General features: G+C 54.5%; 19 protein-coding genes and 1 other annotated feature. Of the genes, 14 read left to right on the top strand and 5 right to left on the bottom strand.

Annotation, left to right across the window (positions count from 1 at the left end):
• Positions 1-154 precede the first annotated feature (154 nt).
• Complete coding sequence (gene acsA, locus DI44_RS03075) at positions 155-1,870, top strand: acetate--CoA ligase (protein ID WP_011232280.1); 1,716 nt, start codon at positions 155-157, stop codon at positions 1,868-1,870.
• Positions 1,871-2,225: 355 nt separating this feature from the next.
• Here acsA and DI44_RS03080 read toward each other — a convergent pair whose 3' ends face one another.
• Positions 2,226-4,976, bottom strand: a complete 2,751-nt coding sequence (locus DI44_RS03080; RefSeq protein ID WP_033025993.1) for a transglycosylase domain-containing protein — start codon at positions 4,974-4,976, stop codon at positions 2,226-2,228.
• A 155-nt stretch (positions 4,977-5,131) separates the two neighbouring features.
• Positions 5,132-5,356: a binding site (T-box leader), on the top strand.
• Positions 5,357-5,406: 50 nt separating this feature from the next.
• Here DI44_RS03080 and tyrS point away from each other — a divergent pair.
• Positions 5,407-6,666 carry a tyrosine--tRNA ligase gene (gene tyrS / locus DI44_RS03085; RefSeq protein WP_033025991.1) on the top strand — a complete coding sequence of 420 codons (1,260 nt, stop codon included), beginning with the start codon at positions 5,407-5,409 and terminating at the stop codon, positions 6,664-6,666.
• Between the two features lie 46 nt (positions 6,667-6,712).
• Here tyrS and rpsD read toward each other — a convergent pair whose 3' ends face one another.
• On the bottom strand, positions 6,713-7,315 hold the full coding sequence (rpsD, locus tag DI44_RS03090; RefSeq protein WP_011232276.1) for a 30S ribosomal protein S4: 603 nt from the start codon (positions 7,313-7,315) through the stop codon (positions 6,713-6,715).
• A 310-nt stretch (positions 7,316-7,625) separates the two neighbouring features.
• Between rpsD and DI44_RS03095 the strand changes: the two genes are divergently transcribed.
• A complete protein-coding gene (locus tag DI44_RS03095) occupies positions 7,626-9,485 on the top strand; it encodes a diguanylate cyclase (protein WP_198527202.1) in 1,860 nt (619 codons plus the stop codon).
• Between the two features lie 55 nt (positions 9,486-9,540).
• On the opposite strand, the gene DI44_RS03100 is transcribed toward DI44_RS03095, so the two are convergent.
• Positions 9,541-10,017: a GAF domain-containing protein gene (locus DI44_RS03100; protein WP_033025989.1), complete on the bottom strand. Its 477-nt coding sequence runs from the start codon at positions 10,015-10,017 to the stop codon at positions 9,541-9,543.
• Positions 10,018-10,109: 92 nt separating this feature from the next.
• Complete coding sequence (hisJ, locus tag DI44_RS03105; protein ID WP_033025987.1) at positions 10,110-10,934, bottom strand: histidinol-phosphatase HisJ; 825 nt, start codon at positions 10,932-10,934, stop codon at positions 10,110-10,112.
• A gap of 185 nt (positions 10,935-11,119) precedes the next feature.
• On the opposite strand from hisJ, the gene ezrA reads away from it, so the two are divergent.
• The 5 genes from ezrA to DI44_RS03130 all read left to right on the top strand — a co-directional run bounded on the left by ezrA (position 11,120) and on the right by DI44_RS03130 (position 17,352).
• Entirely contained in the window at positions 11,120-12,823 is a 1,704-nt protein-coding gene (gene ezrA / locus DI44_RS03110; protein WP_033025986.1) for a septation ring formation regulator EzrA, read from the top strand.
• A 158-nt stretch (positions 12,824-12,981) separates the two neighbouring features.
• Entirely contained in the window at positions 12,982-14,127 is a 1,146-nt protein-coding gene (locus DI44_RS03115) for a cysteine desulfurase family protein (RefSeq protein WP_033026000.1), read from the top strand.
• Positions 14,128-14,131: 4 nt separating this feature from the next.
• Complete coding sequence (thiI, locus tag DI44_RS03120) at positions 14,132-15,337, top strand: tRNA uracil 4-sulfurtransferase ThiI (RefSeq protein WP_033025998.1); 1,206 nt, start codon at positions 14,132-14,134, stop codon at positions 15,335-15,337.
• An 81-nt stretch (positions 15,338-15,418) separates the two neighbouring features.
• Positions 15,419-15,622 (top strand): alpha/beta-type small acid-soluble spore protein, encoded by a 204-nt coding sequence (locus DI44_RS03125; RefSeq protein WP_011232268.1) that lies wholly within the window; start codon positions 15,419-15,421, stop codon positions 15,620-15,622.
• Positions 15,623-15,759: 137 nt separating this feature from the next.
• Positions 15,760-17,352 carry an acyl--CoA ligase gene (locus DI44_RS03130; RefSeq protein WP_014196554.1) on the top strand — a complete coding sequence of 531 codons (1,593 nt, stop codon included), beginning with the start codon at positions 15,760-15,762 and terminating at the stop codon, positions 17,350-17,352.
• A 163-nt stretch (positions 17,353-17,515) separates the two neighbouring features.
• Here the strand turns inward: DI44_RS03130 and DI44_RS03135 are convergent, their stop codons facing one another.
• Complete coding sequence (locus tag DI44_RS03135) at positions 17,516-18,319, bottom strand: NAD kinase (protein ID WP_011232266.1); 804 nt, start codon at positions 18,317-18,319, stop codon at positions 17,516-17,518.
• Between the two features lie 109 nt (positions 18,320-18,428).
• Here DI44_RS03135 and sppA point away from each other — a divergent pair, with 109 nt between their 5' ends.
• From sppA to DI44_RS03165, 6 genes are all read left to right on the top strand, one after another.
• Positions 18,429-19,436: a signal peptide peptidase SppA gene (gene sppA / locus DI44_RS03140; protein ID WP_014196553.1), complete on the top strand. Its 1,008-nt coding sequence runs from the start codon at positions 18,429-18,431 to the stop codon at positions 19,434-19,436.
• 12 nt (positions 19,437-19,448) lie between these two features.
• A complete protein-coding gene (locus DI44_RS03145) occupies positions 19,449-19,919 on the top strand; it encodes an RDD family protein (RefSeq protein ID WP_013524344.1) in 471 nt (156 codons plus the stop codon).
• Between the two features lie 109 nt (positions 19,920-20,028).
• On the top strand, positions 20,029-20,718 hold the full coding sequence (locus tag DI44_RS03150; protein WP_014196552.1) for a DUF2953 domain-containing protein: 690 nt from the start codon (positions 20,029-20,031) through the stop codon (positions 20,716-20,718).
• A gap of 11 nt (positions 20,719-20,729) precedes the next feature.
• Positions 20,730-21,194, top strand: coding sequence for a GerW family sporulation protein (gene ytfJ / locus DI44_RS03155; RefSeq protein WP_013144472.1), 465 nt, complete (start codon positions 20,730-20,732; stop codon positions 21,192-21,194).
• Positions 21,195-21,318: 124 nt separating this feature from the next.
• Positions 21,319-21,819 (top strand): thiol peroxidase, encoded by a 501-nt coding sequence (gene tpx / locus DI44_RS03160; RefSeq protein ID WP_011232261.1) that lies wholly within the window; start codon positions 21,319-21,321, stop codon positions 21,817-21,819.
• 119 nt (positions 21,820-21,938) lie between these two features.
• Positions 21,939-22,928 carry a class I SAM-dependent methyltransferase gene (locus tag DI44_RS03165; protein WP_014196551.1) on the top strand — a complete coding sequence of 330 codons (990 nt, stop codon included), beginning with the start codon at positions 21,939-21,941 and terminating at the stop codon, positions 22,926-22,928.
• Positions 22,929-23,137: the final 209 nt, after the last annotated feature.

Here is a 23,137-nt window from a genome sequence, read left to right as displayed (position 1 = left end):
TCGTTCTGCTTCCATTATACATAAAAACGGCGCCGGCTGGTGCGGTTCAAAAAAATTTCAAAAAAGTGGGGACGAGGAATATTTTAAAAATTGAGAAATGGTTTTCAATCGATTATAATAGAAATGTAATCACTTACATAAGGGGGATCGGAGAATGAACACAGAACGGCTTCCTGTCATACAAGGGGACTACAATTTGAAAAACTACGAAGAAACATATAAACAGTTTCAATGGTCGGAAGTGGAGAAAGAGTTTTCTTGGCATGAAACGGGCCGAGTCAACATGGCGTATGAGGCGATCGACCGCCATGCTGAGTCGTTCCGTAAAAATAAAGTGGCGCTCTATTACCGCGACGCGGTGCGGAACGAGAAATATACGTTCAAAGAAATGAAAGAGATGTCCAATAAGGTGGCGAACGTCTTAAAACAGGCGGCGGACATTCAGAAGGGCGACCGTGTGTTCGTGTTCATGCCGCGTTCTCCGGAACTGTACTTTGCGGTGCTTGGGATCATTAAAACCGGCGCCATCGTCGGGCCGTTGTTTGAGGCGTTCATGGAAGGAGCGGTGCGCGACCGTCTTGAAGACAGCGGGGCGAAGGCGATCATTACGACGCCGGAGCTTCTGCCGCGCGTGCCGGTCGGCGATTTGCCGGAGTTGAAGTACGTCTTTTTGGTCGGCGACGGCATTGTCGAGGAAGGGCCGTACATCGATTTGAAAAAGCGGATGAATGAGGCAAGCAAGCATTTCGACATCGAATGGGTCGACCGCCAAGACGGCTTGATTTTGCATTACACATCCGGTTCGACCGGCAAGCCGAAAGGCGTTTTGCACGTCCATAACGCGATGATTCAGCACTATCAAACGGCGAAATGGGTGCTCGACTTAAAAGAAGACGACATTTACTGGTGCACGGCTGACCCGGGGTGGGTGACCGGGACGTCGTACGGCATCTTCGGCCCGTGGCTGTGCGGAGCGTCAAGCGTCATCGTCGGCGGCCGCTTCAGCCCGGATGCTTGGTATCAAACGATCCAAGATTTCGGCGTCACCGTCTGGTACAGCGCGCCGACGGCGTTCCGCATGCTGATGGGCGCCGGCGATGAAGTCGTGAAAAAATATGATTTAAGCTCGCTCCGCCACATTTTGAGCGTCGGCGAGCCGCTCAACCCGGAAGTCATCCGCTGGGGGATGAAAGTGTTCGGCCGCCGCATCCATGATACGTGGTGGATGACGGAAACAGGCGGGCATCTCATTTGCAACTACCCGTGCATGGAAATCAAGCCGGGATCGATGGGGAAACCGATTCCGGGCGTTGAGGCGGCGATCATTGATGACCAAGGAAACGTCTTGCCGCCGTACCGGATGGGCAACTTGGCCATCAAAAAAGGCTGGCCGTCGATGATGAAAACGATTTGGAACAACCCGCAAAAATATGAATCATACTTTATCGGCGACTGGTACGTATCCGGCGATTCGGCCTACATGGATGAAGACGGCTACTTCTGGTTCCAAGGCCGTGTTGACGATGTCATCAACACATCCGGCGAACGCGTTGGGCCGTTTGAAGTCGAAAGCAAGCTCGTCGAGCATCCGGCCGTTGCCGAAGCCGGCGTCATCGGAAAGCCGGATCCGGTGCGCGGGGAAATCATCAAAGCGTTCATCGCGCTTCGCGAAGGGTACGAGCCGTCCGAGGAGCTGAAAGAAGACATCCGCCAATTTGTGAAAAAAGGGCTTGCCGCTCATGCCGCGCCGCGTGAGATCGAGTTCCGCGACAAACTGCCGAAAACGCGGAGCGGGAAAATCATGCGCCGCGTCCTAAAGGCGTGGGAGCTCAACTTGCCGACCGGCGATTTGTCGACGATGGAAGACTGATGAGCGAAAAGCGTCTGGAACATCCGCTGTTCCAGGCGCTGTTGTTCTTTTCAGGCTGGGGCCGAAGCGGGGCGGCTGCAAAGACGGTGATGGAACGGAAAACGCGGCCAACAGCGTGATTTCTCCATTTGAAAAACTTGATACATGCCCGTTTCCTCTTCGCTTAAGAACCATCCATTTGGCGAAAATCGTTGTGCTTTCCCCATCTTCACCAAACAAGAAGGGGTGTCCCAACAAGGATCGGGACACCCTCTTTTCGATCACCATATATACGCGCCAACTCTTTATTCAAAACGAATGGCATCTTCTAAAGAAAGCCAATCAAAGAAAGACAATCTTTTGGGTCAGCTCCTTGTCACTCTACGTCACCCGACGGCGGGGGAGAAGACGGCTCGCCGCTCTTTTGACGACCGGAATTGGGCGGCGAGGCGGACGGCAGCGAAACGAGGTTCGACGGCGCCGATTCCTGTCCGGCGATGTCCACAGCAGTGACGCAGTACGCGGCGCCCGGCTGCAGCGGCGAAAACGAGGCTGCCTCGTCCGCTTTAACAGCGGCGGCGAGGCGTCGTTCCCCCGTTTCGTTCACTAGATAGACGCGGTAGCCGATGACATCCGGCTCGTTATGGCGATTCCAGACGAGCTTGCCCCCTGCAAGCCGAGCGGCGGGTGGAGCCGGTGGACGGCCGTTTTCCTTTAATGTGGAGACGAGCGATGCATCGCCCGCCTGCCCTTCGCCGTTGATCCCCCAATCGGCGAGAAGCTTCGGATTCACGATCACTTCGCGAGTGACAAACTCTTCCGGCGTCGTCTCAAGCGCCACATAGCGGCGTCCGCCGATGACGACGACCCGGCTTTCCATCACTTCCTCGCCGCTTCCTTCCCGCGGTGCAAACTTCGTATTGTACAGATCGTAGCGGACGAGCCCGGCTTTTTCGCACGCGGCCGACGGGCTGAAGCCGCTCGCGGCGCAGTAAGCGCGGCGGACGATGCCGCCTGGCATGAGAAACCGCTTCGGCGGAGCGATGAGCTTCGGGTTTTCTTGATAGGCAGCATTGATCAACCGCGCCCATAACAGCTGGGTGCGCCGGCTGTAGGAAAGCCCTTTGTAGCGCGATTCAAGCGGCGCCGGCCGGTCATAGCCGATCCAAACGCCGAAGGTGACGTTCGGATTGACGGCGACAAACCAAGAATCGCGCTTGTCCTGCGATGTCCCCGTTTTGCCGGCCCAGTCCGCGGAAAATTTCAAGTAGCGTGGCACCGCCGAAGCTGTTCCGCCGCGAAGCACGTCGCGCATCATATCGATCATCAAGTACGACGTTTGCGGAGAAAACACCGGGACGGGCTTGCTTTGATGTTCGTAAACGATCTTTCCGTTCTTGTCGACAATCTTCTCAATCATGTAGGCGTCAACGAACGATCCGTAATTGGCGAACGTCGCATAGGCGTTGACGTTTTCTTCGACCGTGACGCCAATGTGCGTCCCGCCGATCGCCAAAGCTGGATTGGCCTCTTCTTGTTTGGCGACGCTCGTGACCCCCATTTTATGCAAATAGTCGATCGGATGGCGGGATCGAATTCTCATATACGTCCGAACAGCCGGAATGTTGAACGATTGCTGCAAGGCATAGCGCGCCGTGACGAGCCCGTGCGTTTTTCCGTCCGCGTTTTTCGGTGTATACGAACCGATCGAAAGCGGCAAGTCGGGAATGATCGTCGCCGGCTGGATGACGCCCATCTCCATCGCCGGCGCGTATACTAAGAGCGGTTTCATCGTTGACCCGTTGGACCGGTGCGCCTGGGTGGCGTGGTTCAACTGCTCGCGCCCATAATCGCGGCCGCCGACGAAGCTGATGATTTTTCCCGTTTTGTTTTCGATGAGCATCGCCCCGACTTCGACCGGTTGGCGATGGGGGATCATTTTTCCTGTTTTCTTGTCTTTGGTGTAATACACATTGTCGCTTCCGTAATACGGGTAGCGGGCGGCGATGCGCTGCATTTGTTCATAAATCTTTTTGTCGATCGTCGTATAAATCCGATATCCGCCTTGGCGCAACGCTTTTTCCGCCTCGCCGAGGTAGCGGCGGAAACGAGCGGGGTCGCGCTTCACCTCTTCCGGCTTATAGCCGTCGCGCTTGGCGAACGTTTCCGCCAGCACGTCTTTTGCCCGTCTCTCGATTTCCATCGTCAAAAACGGATACCGTTCAAACGGCGACGGCTTCGGGGCGGCGAAATGCTTCGCCACATCATAGGCAAGCGCTTCCTTGTACTGCCCTTCGGAAATATAGCCGGCCCGCTTCATCCGGTAAAGCACCGTTTTCATCCGCTTCAAGCCCGCCGAGATGTCCGGTTTGACGCTGCCGTCAGCGGCAAACGGGGTGTAGACGAACGGGTTTTGCGGCAGTCCGGCCAAAAACGCCGCTTGAGCGAGATTCAACTCTTTGGCGTTGACGCCAAAGACGCCCTGGGCCGCGGCTTGGATGCCGGCAATGTTGCGCCCCGAAGAATTGCGGCCGAACGGAACGACGTTTAAATACGCCTCTAAAATGTCCTCTTTGGAAAAAAATTTCTCCAGGCGAAGCGAAAGCAGCATTTCTTTCGCCTTCCGCTCGAACGACACTTCGCTTGTCAGCAGTTGATTTTTGACGAGCTGCTGCGTAAGCGTGCTCCCGCCGCTTTTGACCGGCGAGTTCGTCAGCTCTTGAAACATGGCGCGGATGACTGCCTTCGGAACGACGCCGTCATGTTCATAAAAATGTTCGTCTTCGGTCGCGATGATGGCTTGCACGACGTACGGAGACACGTCGGACAGGCGCACCGCCTCGCGGTCAAGGTCGGACCGGAACCGGCCTAAATATACGCCGTTGGCAAAGTACATGTGGCTCGTTTCGCCGTAATGGTAAATCTCCTTTTTCATCTCGTCGGGCGAGGGAACGGGCATATCTTTGACCAAAAAGGCAAAATAGCCGGCGCCGGCGCCGATGGCAAAGCAGACAAGGCAGAGTGCGGCGATGAGCAAAATTAAGATGACGTTCCAAACCACATCGTATGTAAGGGAAAAATAATGCCACGCTTTTTCAAGAGAAATGGAAAGTTGGTTTCGCTTCATGCCAGCCCCCCTATGCGGCAAGTCATTATATATCAGTATACCATAGGAAGGGGAGGCATTGTGGAATTTTGCTGATTTTTCGCTGTTTGTGCGAAAAGCGTTAGGGTTGACAGCGAGCGCATCGCTATGGTAATAAGAATGTATATATTTCATATGAGAAAGCGATGATGGGAACAAGTAGCGGCTGCCTCCCTGGTGCAGAGAGCTGGCGGACGGTGCGAGCCAGTCCACAGGCAGGCGTGAATTACCTCCCTGAGCAGCGATGGCGAACGTTTTTGGCACCTAGTAGCCATCCGCCGGCCGGCGCCGTTATCCAAATGAGTGAGAAAGCACCATGCTTTCTAAGTAGGGTGGTACCGCGACGAACACTCGCCCCTTCATCACGGGCGGGTGTTTTCTTTTGCATGACATTTATAGAGAGGTGAAGGACATGGATTTGCTTGCGGAATTGCAATGGCGCGGGCTCGTCAACCAAACGACGGATGAAGACGGGTTGCGCAAGCTGTTGAATGAGGAGCGGGTGACGCTCTACTGCGGGTTTGACCCGACGGCGGACAGTTTGCATATCGGCAACTTGGCCGCCATTTTGACGCTGCGCCGCTTCCAGCAGGCGGGGCACCGGCCGATCGCCCTAGTCGGCGGAGCGACGGGGTTGATCGGCGACCCGAGCGGGAAAAAAAGCGAGCGCACGCTCAATGCCAAAGAAACCGTCGAGGCATGGAGCGCGCGTATTAAAGAACAGCTCGGCCGCTTTTTAGATTTTGAAGCGGACGGCAATCCGGCGAAAATCAAAAACAACTACGACTGGATTGGGCCGCTTGATGTCATTACGTTTTTGCGCGACGTCGGCAAGCATTTCAGCGTCAACTACATGATGGCGAAAGAGTCGGTGCAATCGCGCATCGAGACGGGCATTTCGTTTACCGAGTTCAGTTATATGATGCTGCAGGCGTATGACTTCCTGAAGTTGTACGAGACAGAAGGCTGCCGCCTGCAAATCGGCGGAAGCGACCAATGGGGCAACATCACGGCAGGGCTTGAGCTTATTCGCAAAACGAAAGGCGAGGCGCGGGCGTTTGGCTTGACGATCCCGCTTGTGACGAAAGCGGACGGCACGAAATTCGGGAAAACGGAAAGCGGCACGATTTGGCTCGATAAAGAGAAAACATCGCCGTACGAGTTTTACCAGTTTTGGATCAACACCGATGACCGCGATGTGATCCGTTACTTGAAGTACTTTACGTTCCTGTCGAAAGAGGAAATCGAAGCGCTTGAACAAGAGCTTCGTGAGGCCCCAGAGAAGCGGGCGGCCCAAAAGGCGCTTGCCGAGGAAGTGACAAAGCTCGTGCACGGCGAAGAGGCGCTCAGGCAAGCGATTCGCATTTCTGAAGCGCTCTTTAGCGGCGACATTGCCAATTTGACAGCGGCGGAAATTGAGCAAGGGTTCAAAGATGTGCCGTCATTCGTTCATGAAGGAGGCGACGTTCCGCTTGTCGAGCTGCTCGTTTCTGCCGGCATTTCGCCATCGAAGCGGCAAGCGCGCGAAGACATCCAAAACGGCGCCATTTACGTCAACGGCGAGCGCCTTCAAGACGTCGGAGCCATATTAACGGCTGAACACCGCCTTGAGGGGCGGTTTACGGTCATCCGCCGCGGGAAGAAAAAGTATTATTTGATTCGCTACGCCTAAGAAAAAAGATCCGAAATGCATCGGCATTTCGGATCTTTTTTGCGCCTTAACGCGAGTAGAACTCGACGATGAGCGCTTCGTTGATTTCCGCCGGCAGTTCGGAACGTTCCGGCAAGCGGGTGTACGTTCCTTCCATTTTTTCCGGATTGAACGTCAAGTAATCCGGAATGTAGTTGTTCGCTTCGAGCGCTTCTTTAATCACTTGCAAGTTGCGCGATTTTTCGCGAACGGCGATCGTTTGTCCCGGTTTGACGCGGTACGACGGGATGTTGACGCGGCTGCCGTCGACCAAAATGTGGCCGTGCGTCACGAGCTGGCGGGCTTGACGGCGCGTGCGGGCCAACCCTAAGCGATAGACGAGGTTGTCTAGGCGCGATTCTAACAAAATCATGAAGTTTTCGCCGTGTTTGCCCGGCATTTTGCCCGCTTCTTCAAACGTTTTGCGGAATTGGCGTTCGTTCACGCCGTACATATGGCGCAGCTTTTGTTTTTCTTGCAGCTGCAAGCCATATTCCGACAATTTCCGCCGTTGCCCCGGACCATGTTGGCCAGGCGGATACGGACGTTTTTGCAATTCTTTCCCCGTGCCGCTCAACGAGATGCCGAGGCGGCGGGAAATTTTCCACATTGGGCCAGTATAACGAGCCATTCGTTGCTCCTCCTTACGCTTTTATTCCCGTAAAATAAAAGCAGATGTGCGCCAACAATTATGGCCATTTCGTTTTCATGCATCCTCGCTCTCGCAGCTAAGAGTTACACGATGCACCTCGGCGGGCCGAGGAACAAAATGGACCATAAAGGTGGGCACAAAGGCTGCTATATTTTACACAAAGGCTATTATATGATTTTTAGAGGATAAAGTCAACATTTTGTTTCCCTTCTTCTCTATTTGTATGATATAATAAAAGATGCAATTTTTAGAAAAAATTTGTCATCCCATTCTCTCATTTGGAATGATGATGCCGGTTTGGGTGGAAAAGGCGATGAACAAGGAAGAAATGAAGCGGTATGAATCATTTAAACAAAAATTTTTCCACTGGTTTTTAGCGTTTCAGGACGATGGGCCGTTTTCGGCGGCGGCGGGCGAGTTGCTCGCGCTGCTAAAAGAAGAGCTGGCGCTCGAGCAAGCCGTTTTTTATTTGTACGACCCGGTGCGGGCTGCCTTTTATCCGGAAGCGGCCGCGGTTGGGACGCCGGACGCTGGGCCGATCGCGGCTGATGGAGAACGGAAAGTCGCTGTTGTCGATGCCGGTGGGCCGCATATGGCGGCCCGGCTCTTTTTCATGCTTTCCGATGAGGCGCCGGCGATGGTCGAGCTGATGTATCGAAAAGACGGTGGTTTTGACGAACGGTTGTTGTGGGAGATCCGGGCGGATTTGGCGCGATTGTTTCGGAAACTTAGCGCGGTGCTGCAAGGGGCGGGCGAAGAGAAACGGTATGGACAGCTGCATCGCTTCGCCGCGAAAATTCATTCCTCGATGCGTATCGATGATGTGCTTGAAGAAATTATCCGCACGCTGCAAAACGTCTATCCATCGTTCACCTACCACCTTCTGTTGTCGCATGACAACCATCTGCGCGGAAATTTGCCGATCAAAACGCTTGTATTGGATGAAAGCGAAAAACAGACGGCGGCGTTGCGGGCGTTTTTGACTGGACAAGTGCAATGCGAGGAAATGGAGGCGCCGCCGCGCTCGATGCTGTACGCCCCGATTAAAGGGGTGCAGGCGGTGTATGGGGTGATTGAAATTATCGCTCCATACGCCGCGCCATTTCCAAAACGGGAGATTCATTTTATTTCGCTGCTGGCGAGCACGGCTGGAAGCGCGCTTGAGAACGCCAAATTGTATGAACAGTCGCGCCGGCTTGTCGCCGATTTGCAGCTCATCAACGACACGATGCGCCAATTGAACGCCCGGCCGCGGCTTCACGAAGCCATTGAGTACATGGTATCGCAAATCCAACAATCGTTCGGCGCAGACGAAGTCGGTTTTTTCTTGTTTGCCGACGGCAAGCGGGAGCTTTTGCCAGGCAGCACGCCGTTTTTTTTCGACCATCGGTCCGAGCCCTATATCGAATGGGTGGAAAAGCGACGCCAAAGCGGAAATGACATTTTATTTGCCGGCGATGTATGCGTGTCCGCTTTCGGTCCGTTTCGCTCCATCATGGCGGCGCCGATGCAGCAAAACAAAGAAACGAAAGGACTGTGCATTGCGCTCGCCAGCGAGCCATACCGATTTACGTTTGAGATGTTTAAGCTCTTGGAATCGCTCGTTCAACATTCAACGCTGGCGTTTATGAACGCGATGCTGCGCGAAGAGCTCGAGAAGCTGGTGATCACCGATTATTTGACAAAGCTGCATACGCGCCGCTACTTAGACGAGGTGATCCAAACATCCATGGAATCCGATGCATCAGGGGCGCTCATTTTGTTTGACATCGACAACTTTAAGCAAATCAACGATGTGTACGGCCATCAAACGGGCGATGGGGTGCTCGTCCAAGTGGCTGAGACGGTGCGCGCCAACATTCGCGATGGCGATGTGGCGGCGCGTTGGGGCGGGGAAGAGCTGGCGGTGTATTTGCCGAAAGTGCCGCTGTCTGAAGCCATTTCGATTGCCCGCCGCATCACAGAAAAAGTCAGAGAACAAACGATTCCGACGGTGACCGTTTCGTGCGGCGTGTCATGGTGGGAGCGCCATGGCTGCGAGGATGCAAAACAGCTGTTCAAACGAGCCGACGCCGCGCTTTATATGGCAAAAGAGACGGGAAAAAACTGCATTTTTGTGCACGATGACTGTCATTTGTATAAGGTGTAAAAAAGAGGAATCCGGGCAAGCGGATTCCTTCTTCGCGCTTGGTGCGCTTTTTTCGTCAGGCGGAAATGAGCACGCTGGCAAACTGCTCCAAGTAGCGGCGGTCGATGTCATCGAAGCGGTTTTTCACCGGGCTGTCGATGTCAAGAACGCCGATGACGCGGCCGTCTTTGATGAGCGGCACGACGATTTCCGATTGAGACGCCGCATCGCAGGCGATATGGCCCGGGAATTGGTGAACGTCAGGAACGACCACCGTCCGCCGTTTGGCGGCCGCCGTGCCGCACACCCCCTTGCCGAACGGAATGCGTACGCATGCCGGCAAGCCTTGGAACGGGCCAAGCACAAGCTCCTCGCCGTCTGCGAGATAAAAACCGACCCAGTTGATGTCGGTGAAAAACTGGTTGAGCAAGGCGGCTGCGTTCGCCAAGTTGGCGATGAAGTTGGGTTCCCCGGAAATGAGCGATTTCAGCTGTTCGATGACGAGCGCGTAATTTTCTTCGCGTGTTCCGTTGTAAGCCATGGGACGAAACATAGAACTAGCCTCCTTTTTCATCATGGTTGGAGCAGGACTCTGGCCTCAACATCCAGCAGGATGCAAGCAGGGAAATGGCTGATTCGCCTATTTTATGACGGCTGCGGGCGGTTGTCAACCGAAAGCGCCTCACGGTCCATCCTGTCCCGTCCTTGGTGCAAGTCGGCGGCGCGATGGGCGTCGGATCCATAGACGATCGGGATGCCCCGCCGCCGCGCCTCGGCGATCACGCCGCCCGGCGGATACGGCTCAAGGCAGAGCGGTTTGGCGGCGCCGGCGCCGTTGTAGTCCAATTCATAGCCGAACTGCTTGATGTCATCGAGAATGGCAACAATCCACTCATCCATTGGTTCCGAGCATGGGAAACGGCGTTGGAACTTGCGCACAAGGGTCATATGGCCGATGCGTTTCGGTTTGTAGCGGCCAAGCTCCGTGCGGATCGATTGCCGCACCGTTTCGTAGTAGGCGCGGTGGACGCGTTCGACCGATCCGAACAGGCGGACGATGTCGGCGAACATATCTTCGCTGTAATCAAGGCATACATATTGCCCCTCGTGGGCCAAAAAGTGAACCGATAAAATGCTGTCGTCAAGCAACGGGCCGACCTCGTCGAGCAGGCGGGTTGTTTCTTCCTCAAAGCCAGGAATAAAATCGACTTCGAGCCCGACACGGATGGCAATGTCGTTTCGGTAGCGGGCTTTCACCTCAGTGACGGCGTGCAAATAGCGCTCAAGCTGGCCCAGCTCCATCGAACAGTCTTGGTTGGGCGTCGGATCGATAAACCGCTCAGGAAGCGGGGCATGCTCCGTAAAGGAAATGTCGGTATAGCCCAGTTCGATCGCGCGCTCTACATAGGCCTCAAGCGGATCTTGGCTTCCATGCGGACAAAACGGCGTATGAATATGCCCGTCGCGCATGATCGATTTTCCTCCTTTCTCCCTTATGTATCATAGCAAAAATCCTGTAAAAAAAATAAAAATTTTGGTCAAAAAATGTCGTTAACATGGTATCATAAAAACATTGAAAAACATATATTTCTGCCTTCTCCGCTATTTTCGTTTGTTCGATAGAAGTAGCTTGAGTGCAAGGAGGGCATCAGCGGATGGGAATGGCATGGATCGTTCTGCTCCTCGGAGCGGGGGCAATCATATATAATCATGTGTACCGGAAGCGGATGTACCGGGAAATCGATCGGCTCGAGGAATGGAAAATCAACTTGATGAACAGGCCGGTGCCGGATGAGCTGGCGAAAGTGAAACAGCTGAATATGACAGGGGAGACGGAGCAGCTGTTTGAACGATGGCGCCAGCAATGGGACGACATTGTAGCCGTCAAGCTGCCGAATGTGGAAGAACAGCTGTTTGACGCGGAGCGGCTGCTCGACAAATACCGCTACCGGCAGGCGCGCCGGCTGCTTGGGCAGATCGCCGACGGATTGCGTCGTCTTGAGGAAGAAGTGCATGAAATCATTCATGAAGTGAATGAGTTGATCGGCAGCGAGGAACAAAGCCGGGCGGAGATCGAGGAGCTGCGTGCGGCTCACCGGGAAGCGAAAAAGGCGTTGCTTGCTTACCGTTATACGTTCGGTTCGGCTGCCGACTTGCTTGACGTCCGTTTAACGGAAGCGGAAAAGCAGTTTCAGCGGTTTGCCGAATTGACGGAAGCCGGCAACTATTTGGCGGCGCGCGATGTGGTTCTGACGCTGAAGGAAGAGCTCGGCCGGCTCACAGCTATGATGGAAGAAATTCCTAAACTGCTTGGCGAATGCCAAACGTCGTTGCCAGCTCAGCTCGCTGAGTTGGCTGATGGCTATCGAGAGATGGAAGAGCGCGGATACATCCTTGACCATTTGCACATGGAGCGCACGCTTCAGGAAAAGCGGGAAAAAATCGAGCAATGTCTGGCCATGATCCATGAGCTGCGCATCGAAGAAGCGAAGCAGATTGTCGCTGAGCTGAAAGAAGAGATCGACGCGCTCTACGATTTGCTCGGAAACGAAGTGCTCGCGCATCAATATGTGCAAACGGAAATGCCGCGCATTGGCAGCATGCTTCAGGAGCTCGCCGCCGAGGCGAAGGAAACCGAGGCCGAGGCGCTGTTCGTCCAGCAAAGCTACCATTTGGCGCCAAGCGACCTCGAAAAGTACCGGAGCATCGAAAAGCAGCTGCACCAGTTGCAAAAGCGGTTTTTTCTCATTCAAGGCCGCGTTGCCGAGGCGAAAACAGCGTATTCGCTCCTGAAAGAGGAGCTTGAGCAGCTTGTGTCCCAAATCGACCTCATGAAGGAAGAGCATGAACAGTTTCGAACGATGCTGCAGACGCTGCGCAAAGACGAATTGATCGCCCGCGAAAAGCTTGACGGCATGCGAAAAACATTGGCCGAGGCGCTCCGCCTTGTGCAAAAAAGCCGGCTGCCGGGGCTGCCTGAACCGTATGCGCTTGAATTGGCGGAAGCGAGACGCAGCTTGCAAGCCGTTGCCGCGCGTCTTGAAGAAAAGCCGCTTGACATGCCGGCGGTCGACCAAGCGTTGGAGGAGGCGAAAGCGGCTGTGGAACGGCTGTATGAGCGGACGGTGGAAATGATCGAACAGGCGACGCTGGCGGAGCGGACGATTCAATACGGCAACCGCTACCGCCGCCGCTATCCAGCGGTCCGCAAAGGGCTGGAAGAAGCCGAATTTTTATTTCGCCATTATGATTATGAGGAGGCGCTCCGGCAGGCGGTGGCGGCCGTTGAAGAAGTCGAGCCGGGCGCGTTTGACCGTGTGCAGAAATTATGGCAGGAGGATAACAGCCGGGAGCAGTGATAAACCACCCGATAAATGTCGGCTTTCACCGATATTTATCGGTTTTTTGGTGAATAATGTAAATGACTGTGTGTTTTCGTTGCCGATTGGCGCCTGTTTTGGTTAAGATGGACGATGGACAGCGATATTTTGCCGACAATGAGCGGAGGATGGAAGCGATGATTTATCTTGACAACAGTGCGACGACCAAACCATTTCCCGAGGTGGTCGATTCGTTCGTCGCCGTCGCAACGAACTATTTTGCCAATCCGTCGTCGCTCCATGGGCTGGGCATGAAGGCGGAGCGGCTTTTGGCGCAGGCGCGTGAACAAATCGCCGCCATGCTGCGCGTTAAGCCGAACGAAATCGTTTTTACCTCCGGCGGAACGGAGGCGAACAATTTCGCCATCAAAGGGGTCGCCTGGCAATATCAGCGGCGCGGCCGGCATATCATTACGACGGAAATCGAGCATCCGTCTGTCGCCGAACCGTGCCGCCAGCTTGAGGAGCTTGGTTTTGAGGTGACGTACTTGCCGGTCGACCGCGAAGGAAGGGTATCGGTTGAGCAAGTGGAACGCGCGCTGCGCGACGATACGATTCTCGTGTCGGTCATGCACGTCAATAACGAAGTTGGCACGGTGCAGCCGATCGAAGAAATCGGCGCCCTCTTGGCCCGCTATCCGAAAACATTGTTTCACGTCGATCGGGTGCAAGGGATCAGCAAAGTGCCGCTCGACTTGAAGCAAGCCGGCGTCGATTTATGCACGATATCGGCGCATAAATTTCACGGATTGCGCGGCGCCGGCTTGCTTTACGTCCGTGAAGGCGTCCGCTTGGCGCCGTTGATTGCCGGCGGCGGGCAGGAGCGGCAGCTTCGGTCCGGAACGGAAAATGTCGCCGCCATCGTCGCGATGGCGAAGGCGCTTCGCTTGGCGCTCGAGCGCTACGAGCGGGACATCGGCCGGCTTCAAGCATTGAAAGACGAGTGGCTTGAAGCGCTCTCTGCGATTCCAGACATCGAGATCAACACGCCGCGCGATGGCGCCGCTCCTCATATCATCAACTTTTCGTTAAAGCGCGGCGTGAAGCCGGAAGTGTTTGTTCACGAACTAGAAAAAAGCGGAATCTACGTTTCGACGACGTCGGCCTGTTCATCGAAAAAGAAGGCGCCGAGCAAGACGCTTTTGGCCATGGGGCTCGGCGAGGGCCGCGCCGAGCGCGGCATTCGCATCAGCTTGTCGTTTGACAATAGCCAGGAAGAAATCGCGCCAGCGGTGGCGGCGATCAAACAGGCGATCAAAACATTAAGCGAGGTAACGGAATAAGATGATGAACTATGACCGCATTTTGATCCGCTACGGAGAAATGACGACGAAAGGAAAAAACCGGAACATCTTCGTCCGGCGTCTTAAAAACAACATTGCCCGCAAACTGCAGGCGTTCGAGCGGATTCAGATTGAATATATGCGCGACCGAATGTACATTTTATTAAACGGCGAGCCGCATGAACCGATCATCGAAAAGCTGAAAACCGTTTTTGGCATTCATTCGTTCAGCCTGGCGATGAAGTGCGAAAACGATCTGGACGCCATTAAGGAAACGGCGCTCGCCGCCGTCCGCCAGCTCCCATACAAAGGAAAAACGTTTAAAGTGAGCGCCCGCCGCGTCGATAAGCAGTTTCCGTATCGAAGCGACGAGCTGAACTACGAGGTGGGGGCGCACATTTTGCGGCAGACGGACGGGCTTAGGGTCAACGTGCGCGAGCCGGATATTGACGTGCGCATTGAAGTGCGCCAAGACGGGACATATGTCACGTGCCGCGACATTTTCGGCGCCGGCGGCCTGCCGGTCGGAACGAGCGGCAAGGCGATGCTCATGCTCTCCGGCGGCATCGACAGCCCGGTTGCTGGTTATTTGGCGATGAAGCGCGGTTTGGAAATCGAGGCCGTCCACTTTTTCAGCCCGCCGTTTACAAGCGAACGGGCGAAGCAAAAAGTGATTGACCTCGTGCGCAAGTTGACGACATACGGCGGGAGAATCAAGCTTCACATCGTGCCGTTTACGGAAGTGCAGCAAGCCATTTATCAAGGAGTTCCGAACGAGTACTCGCTCATTTCCACTCGGCGGGCGATGCTTAGGATCACCGACGCGCTGCGCCGCCGCCAGCGGGCGTTGGCGATTGTCACAGGCGAAAGCCTCGGCCAAGTGGCGAGCCAGACGCTAGAAAGCATGTACGTGATCAATGAGGTGACCAACACTCCAATTTTGCGTCCGCTTGTTTCCATGGATAAGATGGAAATTATCGAGATTGCTAAACGAATCGATACTCACGATATTTCCATTCTTCCGTATGAAGACTGTTGCACCATTTTTACGCCAAGAGCGCCGAAAACGAAGCCGAAAAAAGAAAAAGTGCTCCATTATGAGAGCCAGCTCGACCTCGCTCCGCTTCTGGAAAAGGCAGTCAATGACACAGAAACGCTCGTCATTGATGAAGAAACAGGGCAGGGCGATGAGTTTGCCGAGCTGTTTTGAATCTCAAAATTTACCAAAAAGCATCGCTGCATATCGCCATCTGTTTTCACACATTCTATAGGTACAAGGAGGTGAAAACAGATGGCACGCAACAACAGCAATCAACTGCTTGTTCCGGGTGCGCAACAAGCGCTGGAGCAAATGAAATATGAGATCGCTCAAGAATTTGGCGTGAACTTAGGCGCTGACACGACTTCGCGCGCCAACGGTTCGGTCGGCGGCGAGATCACGAAACGTCTCGTAGCCATGGCGCAGCAACAATTGGGCGGCGCACGCCAATTCTAATTTCATAATGATGGCTTACGCGGCGGGGGCATTCCCCGCCGCTTTCATATGAGAAAAACGGTATTCAAAATAGAACGACTATTTTGTATAATAGAGATGCCGACCAAGGCGAAACAAGACAGAGGGGGAGAGGAACGATGAGGCGGGAAGACTTGATTGCTCCCGAGCGCTACAATTTAACATCGGAAATGGAACGGCATGCGGCCGCCGACCCGGACCGGATCGCGTTGAAATGGGAGAGCGAGCAAGGCGAAACGAAAGAGATTACATACGGCCGCTTGATGGCGCGCGCCAACCAAATTGGAAACGCTTTCTTATCACATGGGCTCGAAAAAGGCGATAAAGTGCTCGTCATGATGCCGCGCCTCATTGAAACATACGAAGTGTATATAGGGGCGCTCAAAGCCGGGCTTGTCGTCATCCCAAGCTCGGAGATGCTGCGGACAAAGGATTTGCAATATCGGCTCGTCCATAGCGAAGCGAAGGCGGTTGTCGCTTATGCGCCGTATACGGACGAATTTGCGCCGATTGACGGCATCGAACGTTTGACGAAGTTCGTCATCGGGGAACCCCGGGACGGATGGATTCCGCTTGAAGACGCCATGGCCAAAGAGAGCGAAACGCTTGAGGCGGCGGATACCTCGCGCGATGATATGGCGTTTTTGTCGTACACATCCGGCACGACCGGCAATCCGAAAGGGGTCGTCCATTGCCATGGTTGGGCGTACGCCCACTTGCGCACGGCTGCGAAAAACTGGCTGTGCATTGAAGAAGGAGACCTCGTTTGGGCGACGGCCGGACCGGGATGGCAAAAATGGATTTGGAGCCCGTTTTTATCGGTGCTCGGCTCGGGGGCGACCGGTTTCGTCTACTACGGCCGCTTTGAGCCGGAAACATATTTGCAGCTATTGGAAAAATACAACATCAATGTGCTGTGCTGCACGCCGACCGAGTATCGTTTGATGGCGAAAGTGCCGGACATCGGCCGCTATCATCTATCTCATTTGCACAGCGCCGTGTCCGCCGGAGAGCCGCTCAACCGCGAAGTGATCGACACGTTTGCCAAGCATTTCGGCGTCGAAGTGCGCGACGGCTACGGCCAGACAGAAAACACGCTGCTTGTCGGCGTCATGAAAGGAATGCCCATCAAGCCGGGTTCGATGGGGAAACCGACGCCAGGCAACCGCGTCGAAATTATCGATGAAAACGGCGAGCCGTGCCCGCCCGGACAAGTCGGCGACATCGCCGTCCATATCGAGACGCCGGCGCTGTTTAAGTATTATTACAAAGATCCGGAGCGGACAGCGATGCAGTTCCGCGGCGACTACTACATTACGGGAGACAAAGCGCGCAAAGACGAAGACGGCTATTTCTGGTTTGAAGGCCGCGGGGATGACATCATCATCAGCGCCGGCTATACGATCGGCCCGTTTGAAGTCGAAGACGCGCTTGTCAAGCACCCAGCCGTAAAAGAGTGCGCCGTCGTCGCCAGTCCGGATGAAGTGCGCGGCCATGTTGTCAAAGCGTTTGTCGTGCTGCGCGACGGGGTCGACAAAGACGATTCGTCTCTGATTCCGGCCCTGCAAGAACATGTGAAACAGTTGACGGCGCCGTACAAATACCCGCGCAAAATCGAGTTTGTCGACGATTTGCCGAAAACGGCGTCCGGAAAAATCCGCCGCGTCGAGCTGCGCGAGCGGGAAGCCCGCCTTGTCGGCCGGTCGTCGTAAGTAGAAAGAGCCGGTTGAGCTGGCCGTTGCCAGAAGCGGAGCGATGTCCGCGCGGCGACCAAACAAGAGGGTGTCTCGTTGCGAGACACCCTCTTGCCGCATGCGCGTCGAACGGATTCGCCATTTTAGATCCGGTGTTTCGCCGGGAGAACAGACACACGCTTCACAAAAAGACGCGTTTCACTTTATCCCAGAACGAATTGTCTTTTAGGCGCACCGTTTTGACCACCCGGTCGCTTAAACGAATGTCAATCCGCTCAATATGCTGGATGCTGAGCGCTTCATTGTCGAGGCCGATGATCGGAAAATGGCTTGTTTCTTCCGACATTTTCAGCGTCAACGTCCGCGAGCCGCTCAAAATGAACGGCGAGCCGAGCGTCCGATAGCGGTTGCTGTTGAGCGAGGCGAGTTCGCTCACTTGAAAGCACGGCAAGAGCGGATCGACGACCGCTCCGTGCACCGATTTATTGTAGCCGGTGCTGCCGGTCGGCGTCGAAACGATGATGCCGTCGCCGCGGAACGTCTCGAAATGCAAGTCGTCGATGAAAACGTCGATCGCCATCGTTTTAATGATTTGCGAGCGGATCGAACATTCGTTTAAGCAGAAAAACGAAGCCGCGCCGTCGATCGTCACTTCGATGATTGGGTAGCGCCGCACTTCGAGTTTCCAATTTTTCGCCGCTTCCACCATATGATCGATGTCGTCAATATGGAAATCGCAGTAAAACCCGCGCGCCGGCAAGACGGACACGCCGACGTACAAACGGTCAGGAAGAAATCCCGTCTGCCGCACCGCCTGCAAAAACGCGCCGTCATCCCCGATGCTGACGATGATGTTCGCTTCCCGATAGTCGTCGACGACAACAAACGGACCGCGCTCTGCCAGCTCAATGAGCGGCTTCACCCGTTCGATGAGCTTGTCGTCGCGCTTATAAAAAAAATAAAGACGGTTGCGTTCCATATCCATGTTTTGCGTCCTCCCGATGGCATCATCTAATCAATCGATGTACAATGAATATTGTACCACGTTTGCCAGGATTCTAAAAATATGGGCAGCCGATGCAGGGGGGAAGACGATGAATCGAAAACGATGGACCGCGTTGGCCATCGCCGCCGCCTTGTTTGTGATCTCGGTGCTTGTTCAAGCGGTTGGCGTTCTTTTGTCCGACAAGGCCGGCGGCTGGTCGGAAAGCTGGCTGGCGCTCATGGAGTCGCCATTTAGCGAAGAAGTCATCGCCGAGGGCGACCCGTTGAAAAAAATCGCTGTGTTGGAAGTGAACGGAGTTATTCAAGATGCGGGGGAAGCGGAGTCGCTTCTTTCCTCATCACAGTACAACCACCAAACGTTTTTGCAAATGATCAAACAGGCGAAAGAGGATCAAGACGTCAAAGCGATCATCTTGCGCATCAATTCGCCGGGCGGCGGTGTCGCGGAAAGCGCGGAAATTTACGATCAGCTGATGAAGCTGAAAAAGAAGACGAACAAGCCGATTTACGTATCGATGGGGGCCATGGCCGCCTCGGGCGGTTACTATATCGCTGCGGCCGGCGATAAAATTTTCGCCAGCCCGGAGACGATCACCGGCTCCATTGGCGTCATCATGCAAAGCGTCAACTATGAAGGGCTGGCAAAGAAGTACGGCGTGGAGCTTGTCACGATCAAAAGCGGGCCGTACAAAGACATCATGAATCCGGCGCGCAAAATGACCGAAGCGGAACGGGAGATTTTGCAGCGGCTGATCAATGATTCGTATGATGCGTTTGTTGATGTGGTAGCCAAAGGGAGAAAGCTGCCGGAAGACACGGTGCGCAAGCTGGCGGACGGCCGCATTTATGACGGGCGACAGGCGAAGGCGCTCCGCCTTGTCGACGAGTTCGGCTACTTGGATGACGCGATCGCTGCGCTCAAAAAAGAGCATCATTTAACCGGCGCTCAAGTCGTAAAATACGTGAACGATGCGCCGTGGAGCTCTCTCTTTGAGATGGTGTCGAACCGGATGAAGCCGGACAGCGAGGCGGCCGGGCTCATCCGCCTGTTGTCGCGCCCATCCTCGCCGCGGCTTATGTATTTATACGCCGAATAAAGGAGTGGAAACATGACGGACATGCAAATAACGGCGACGCTGGCGGATCATCTCCCGCCGGCAGAGCGCCCCCTCTGCTACGGCGGCTTTTGGCTTCGTTTTTGGGCGTATTGCCTTGATGTCATTGTTGTCTCAAGCCTCAACCGGCTCATCGTTTGGCCGCTTTTTCGCCTGTTCGATTGGCCGCTTGCGCAGGACGGTTTGTTCGCGCCAGCGGCGGTCGCGGCCGCCGTCGTCTTTTACGCCTATTTCGTGTTGATGACGAAAGCGTTTGGGCAGACGCTTGGCAAAATGGTGTTCGGCTTAAAAGTGGTCGATGAGCGCGGCGAGCCGCTCACCTGGCTGACCGTGTTGTTTCGCGAAGTCGTCGGCAAATTCATCGCGAAAAAATTGCTGTTCATCGGTTTTTTGTTTGTTGCGTTTTCCGAAAAGAAAAAAGGGATGCATGACCAGTTCGCGGATACGATCGTCGTCCGCGAGTAACAATTCGCCTGCATCAAGAACAGAACGTCAACCAATGTCCGCCTGCCGAAACGGCAGGTTTATTTTTTTTCCAGATGGCGACAATGTATGATGAAAGGGAGGGCGGACATTGAAAGCAGTCATCGCGGTCATCGCAACGGTTGTTCTTTTGCTTCTTCTCGTCGCCTGGATGAAAGTATCGGTGACGGTCGTGTTTCGCCATGTGAAAGACGACGATGAATGCAAAATCGTGGTGCGCACGCTGTTTGGCCTCCTCCGCTATACTGTCCGCATTCCGCTCATCAAGCTGGACATGGATCCGAATGCGCCGGGAGTGGCGTTTCTCCAGAAAAAAGGAGTGGAGGGAACGCGCGGGAAGGAGGAAAAGAAAGGGAAATTGACCCTAAAAAAAATCGCTGACCTGTTTCGACAGCTGAAACGGTTTCTCGAGCAAGTCGTCGACTTGCATGAAATTATGAAACAATTTTATCGCCACGTGACGATTACGAAATGGGAGTGGAAAACGAGAATCGGCACCGGCGACGCCGCGTCAACCGGCTTGCTCGTGGGGCTTGGCTGGTCGCTGAAATACATGATCATCGGCGCGGCGAGCCGCTATATGAACATGAAAACAACTCCGGCTGTCGCCATCGTTCCGGCCTACGATCGGGCCGCTTCGGAAACGGTGTTTTTATGTATGATTCAGTTTCGAATCGGGCATGCTATGGTAGCAGGATTGCGAGTGGTCAAACATTGGCGCGGACGGCGGCTGCCAAAGCGAAACCCATTGGCGGCCAAGCAGGCAAATGAAGGCTACTAGGAGGAATGACGATGACGAACCATCCGATTCAAGGGCTGATGACAACAGCGATGGAAAACTTAAAACAAATGATCGACGTCAATACGATTATCGGCGACCCGGTGGAGACGCCTGACGGCAGTGTCATTTTGACCGTTTCGAAAGTCGGGTTTGGCTTTGCCGCCGGCGGCAGCGAGTTTATGCTTGACGGTCAACAAAATGGCCACCAAGGGGCGCAAGCCGACGGGAACGGGCAGGCCCAAGGGAACGGACATCCGTTTGGCGGCGGCAGCGGCGGCGGCGTCTCGATTACGCCGATTGCGTTTCTCGTCGTCAACTCATCCGGGGTGAAGCTGCTCCATTTGGATGAAAGCACGCACTTATACGAAAAAATTCTCGATGTCGCGCCGCAGGCGTTTGAGAAGATTCAGGCGATGCTGAAGAAAAACAAGAAAGACGGCGCCGCAGGCCAAAAAGCAGACGACTTTGACATTTAGCCGGACCGTTGGCGTCCGGCCTTTTGTTTGTCTGCTGTCATGAACGGACAAAATCGTTGAAAAATTCCGTTCCGCGTTTTAGTATGGAAGTAGTACATATTTTTTCTAAAGGGGGAGAGAACCCATGGCCTATGTGACGTTTAAAGGGCAGCCGGTGACGCTTGTCGGCAACGAAGTGAAAGTCGGCGACAAAGCGCCGGATTTCACCGTGCTTGATCAAAACTTGCAGGAAGTGACGCTCGCGGATACGAAAGGGCACGTCCGCCTGATCAGCGTCGTTCCGTCGCTCGACACCGGAGTTTGCGACGCGCAAACGCGCCGGTTTAACGAGGAAGCGGCAAAGCTCGACAATGTGAAAGTGTTGACGATCAGCGTCGATTTGCCGTTTGCGCAAAAGCGGTGGTGCGGCGCCGCCGGCATTGAGAACGTTCAAGTGTTGTCCGACCATCGCGATGTTTCGTTCGGACAAGCATACGGCGTCTTGATCAAAGAACTGCGCCTGCTTGCCCGCGCCGTGTTTGTCATCGACAGCAATGACACAGTGACGTATGTCGAATACGTGCCGGAAGTGACGAACCATCCGAACTACGAAGCGGCGATTGAAGCGGCGAAAGCGGCGAAATAATGAAAAGGCCCCGACCCGTTCGGGGCCTTTTCGTTCCTATCGGCGCTTTTCTTGCGGCGCGAGGCGGACGGTCGTACAATATACAGAAGGGACGTTGGCAGAAAGGTGGGGACGTACAGATGATGACGCCAGTCGAACGGTTGTTCACGGTATTCGATGAAACGGCCCAACTTTTGCAAGAAGAATTGCAATGCACGTATTTAGAAGCCGTCGCGGAGACGGGGGAGAATTTGTTCCACGGCGACGTGCTGCAAAGCGAAGTGAGCGAGCTGAACGCGAAACGGCTGAAAAAGCAGTATCGCGAACTGATGCTGGAACGGTTTCAAAACGAAGAAATCCGCAAGGCGTTTCAGCTTGCGGTGTTAAAAGGGATGCGCAAGCATGTCCAGCCGCACCACCAAATGACTCCGGATGCGGTCAGTTTGTTTTTGGCGTATTTGGTCCGCGAGTTTACGCGCTCGCATTTGGCGCTTAAGATCCTCGACCCGGCCGTCGGCACGGCGAATTTATTGACGGCGGTGTTAAACGGCCTTCGAGGAAAACAGGCCAACAGCTACGGCAGCGATGTCGATGATCTGCTTGTCAAATTGGCGTACGTCAACGCGAACTTGCAAAAGCATCCGGTGCAGCTGTTTAACCAAGACAGCCTAAGGCCGCTGTTTGTTGAGCCGGTTGACGTCGTCGTCTGCGATCTGCCGGTCGGCTATTACCCGGATGACGACAATGCCGCCCGCTTCGCCTTAAAAGCGAAGGAAGGCCGGTCGTATGCCCATCATTTGTTCATCGAGCAAAGCTTGCGCTATACGAAAGAGGGCGGCTACTTGTTTTTCCTCATCCCGAATATGTTGTTCTCGAGCCCGCAGGCGGGGCAGCTGAACGAATTTTTAAAAGAGGCGGCCATTGTCCAAGGAGTCTTGCAGCTGCCGCTGTCGATGTTTAAAAACGATCAGGCGGCAAAAAGCGTGTTGATTTTGCAAAAGAAAGGGCCGAACGTCAAAAAGCCAAAACACGTGCTGCTTGTCGAGCTGCCGCGGTTTTCCAACAAATCGGCGATGCAGGCGATGATGGCGAAAATCGACGCCTGGATCACCGAGGAAAAAGAATGTTGACGAAAGGGTGTCCCAAACGCAACGGGACGCCCTTTTTGATCACCGTATAGGCCGTCAAGCCCCTTCACAAAACGAGAGGTTGCATCTTCCTCCCCTTGCGCTCACGCGTGGAAGTGGGGGTCTTCTCGGCTCAAGATGATAAATGTTGCTCTTTTCTTCATCGAAGAATCGCTGTTTTTCACCGACCTTTTCGGTCAGCTCCGTTTTCA

The organism is Geobacillus sp. CAMR5420, from assembly GCF_000691465.1.
In the GTDB taxonomy this organism is placed as follows: domain Bacteria; phylum Bacillota; class Bacilli; order Bacillales; family Anoxybacillaceae; genus Geobacillus; species Geobacillus thermoleovorans.
Note: the sequence above shows the minus strand (reverse complement) of the source record. Positions and strands in the feature narration are given on the sequence as shown.